At 50.0% G+C, this 2,656-nt stretch carries 2 protein-coding genes; both read right to left on the reverse strand.

Annotated features, from left to right (window positions below; translation table 11 throughout):
- Positions 1-48: 48 nt before the first annotated feature.
- On the reverse strand, positions 49-210 hold the full coding sequence (locus tag Q0W37_RS15330; protein WP_297702412.1) for a hypothetical protein: 162 nt from the start codon (positions 208-210) through the stop codon (positions 49-51).
- A 367-nt stretch (positions 211-577) separates the two neighbouring features.
- Entirely contained in the window at positions 578-2,437 is a 1,860-nt protein-coding gene (locus Q0W37_RS15335) for a glycoside hydrolase family 9 protein (protein ID WP_297702413.1), read from the reverse strand.
- Positions 2,438-2,656 lie beyond the last annotated feature (219 nt).

Below are 2,656 nucleotides of genomic sequence, written 5' to 3' on the forward strand. Positions count from 1 at the left end.
CCTAGATCTGATGTTGGAACAAACTATTTTTGCGAAAAACCCTTGACACTACCGTTCCCGCAAAACATTCGTAAGATATTGACGATCAGAAAAAGAGACTCTATCCTTTGCACTTTCATCCGCCCCGGTTTCAAGAACCGCAACATGCACCGCCAAAGAATCGACTGCAAAAACCATCAAAAAAGCAACAATTAATAAAAATCTATTCATAGAAACGAATATAGATTTTTTCGCACAAGAAAAGCCGGATCATTATAGTCACAGATTTCCATAAAAAGGATGTGTTCAGCGCTGTTGCGATGCATCAGGGCATATAAAAGAGACAAATATGAACAGTTTATATGCCCCTGAAAGGTCGCGTTCAAGCGAAGGGGCATATAAAAAGCACTCTTTTGCGCAATTTATACGCCCTCACAGCAAAAATAAGCCCTTAAAAGTGCAAAAAAGCTACCCACCGACAGGTGGCTTTTGTAAAAAACAAAGAAAATCCCGGTTTTAGCCGGGATTTGCACAAAACAGATCGTTTCGCTCCTACGGAGCTCGCGATGACGCAGGCGCCGAATACAGCGAATACGGTTTACTTAATCCGATGCCCCTTCAGGTTGAAGCGCTTGCCGTTCTGTTCGACATAGAGCATCTGGTCGGCAAAGCGAAGCTTCGGGCCCTGCTTTACGTTAGAGTTACGAACCATGGCCGGCTTGATTGCAGTCGTACCGCTGCCGTCGTTACGGGCGACACCTTCTGCGGCAAAGCTCGGTGCATAACCAGCATTGATTGCCTCAAGGGCGCCCGCCAGGTAGGCAATCGGTGCGTTCCAGTTAATCGCAACTTCGTTAGTCGCATAGCTGCAACGGTTGTCGGTATAGGAAGTCGCAGGCTTTCCGGTCCTGTATTCTTTACATTCCCAGCTCTGGGTTCCAATATCTTCACCATTAGGCTGCGGACCACCCACAAGCATTCCCGGAACAGGGTCCGCTATGCCGTCTGCAGTACTCGGGCGGTGGTGCGGCATCTTGGGGGATTTCGTACCAAACCCAGTCAAGAAGGACATATCGAGCGGGTTCTTTCCGAGCAGATAATCAATCGCCTTGACCGCCGCTTCGTAATACTTGCTTTCGCCAGTCAGGTAATAGGCATGCAACAGCCAAACGCCCTGGTTTGCCGCCGAGGAATTGGAACCCCACTGGAAATCATCCTTGTTCATAATGACGCCAAATCCGGACTGCCCCCTCCTTACGAAGTTATCGGCTGTCTTCAAGATTTTCTGCTTTGCCTCGTCGGCATCGCCACCAAACACAGACGCGTGGGTCGCCTTGCCGTATGTCGCAATGCCATCCATGCCGCCCCACCAGGAGACATATTCCGTGCTACCGGGAACCTTGTAAGATGCGTCACCAGTCGAAATGAACAGTTCCGTCCCAGCAAAAAGCTTTTCATCGGACGGATCGTCGTTGGCATAAGTACCCGTACTCACACCAGCAGGATTGTCCAAGAAATTATTGCTTGGATTTGCAAGTCCCCAGGCGTAGGCCTTCTTGGCCGCTTCAAGGCAGGTGCTCGCATAGGTTGCGTCAAAGGGTTTGTACACACGGGAAGCCACGGCCATCACGCCAGCAAAGTCAAACGTCCCGGCAGTACTCTTGCCAATGACATACAACTCATCCCTATCCTGAGCCGGCATCACATCGCCCGGGAAACCAAGGGTCGTGAGCTTGTGGTAAACGCCACCATCGGAGGCCTGCATGGAAAGCATCCAGTCCAGGTTCCACTTGATTTCGGCAAGCAAATCCGGCAACTGACCATCGGCAGGGATATTCCACTTGAGCGTCTTGAAATAGTCGGGAAAATGCTCGTAAAGCGAAAGGAGCGTATAAGTCGTAATGCCCGAATTCACGGTGTAGCGGCCATAGTCACCAGCATCATACCAGCCCTTTGTAGAAGTGATCGTGCCCGATGCCCCCGTAGAGGCATGGAGTTTCACCATCCCATTGGTATGACCTGCGGCACGTTTCCACTGCCCCGCATAGGTTTCCTGAAGTTCAATGGATGCACGCTGGTAATAATACCACTTGAGCGAGGCCTTCGCCACATCTTCGAAAGTTTTATTAGAAATCTTCAAATCGGAACGCAGCACCTGGCCGCCCACCTTGATGGAATACGTTCCCGGATTCTTGAGTTCCGAGAAATCCACCAGCTGCACGTTCTGTCCGCTGGGTTCCCAGTTGGAAGCCGCCGACGGAGTAACCGTGAGCACCGTAGTTCCCGATGCATCCGCGATTTCCACGTTGCCGTTACCATCGACCAGGGTGAATTCCTTGGCGTCACCGGGGCGGTAACCGATCTGGTTGATGTAGGCCGTAGCGGCATTCGCTGCCGTCGCAACAGAAAGCAACGCGACAGCAAAGGGGATATACTGTTTTAAGCCAAATTTGACCATCTCAAACGCTCCTTTTAAGTTTTCTTTACAAAATATACCCTCAAAAAGGAGATTTAGGGTCTTTTTTCGACGAAAAACTGGATACAAGTGTACCCATTGTGCTACTTATTTGCGGAAAATAGGCCATTTTCTTATTCCAAGTTGGACTATAAAATCCACTACGGAACAGAAATCATTTGAGTGGACACTCCGCGCTGGGCCTTGACCTGAACAACATAA

The organism is uncultured Fibrobacter sp., from assembly GCF_947166265.1.
GTDB lineage: Bacteria > Fibrobacterota > Fibrobacteria > Fibrobacterales > Fibrobacteraceae > Fibrobacter.

Coding starts and splice junctions, on each gene's coding strand:
- Q0W37_RS15330 (WP_297702412.1), bottom strand. CDS start 210: ATGAATAGATTTTTATTAATTGTTGCTTTTTTGATGGTTTTTGCAGTC.
- Q0W37_RS15335 (WP_297702413.1), bottom strand. CDS start 2,437: ATGGTCAAATTTGGCTTAAAACAGTATATCCCCTTTGCTGTCGCGTTG.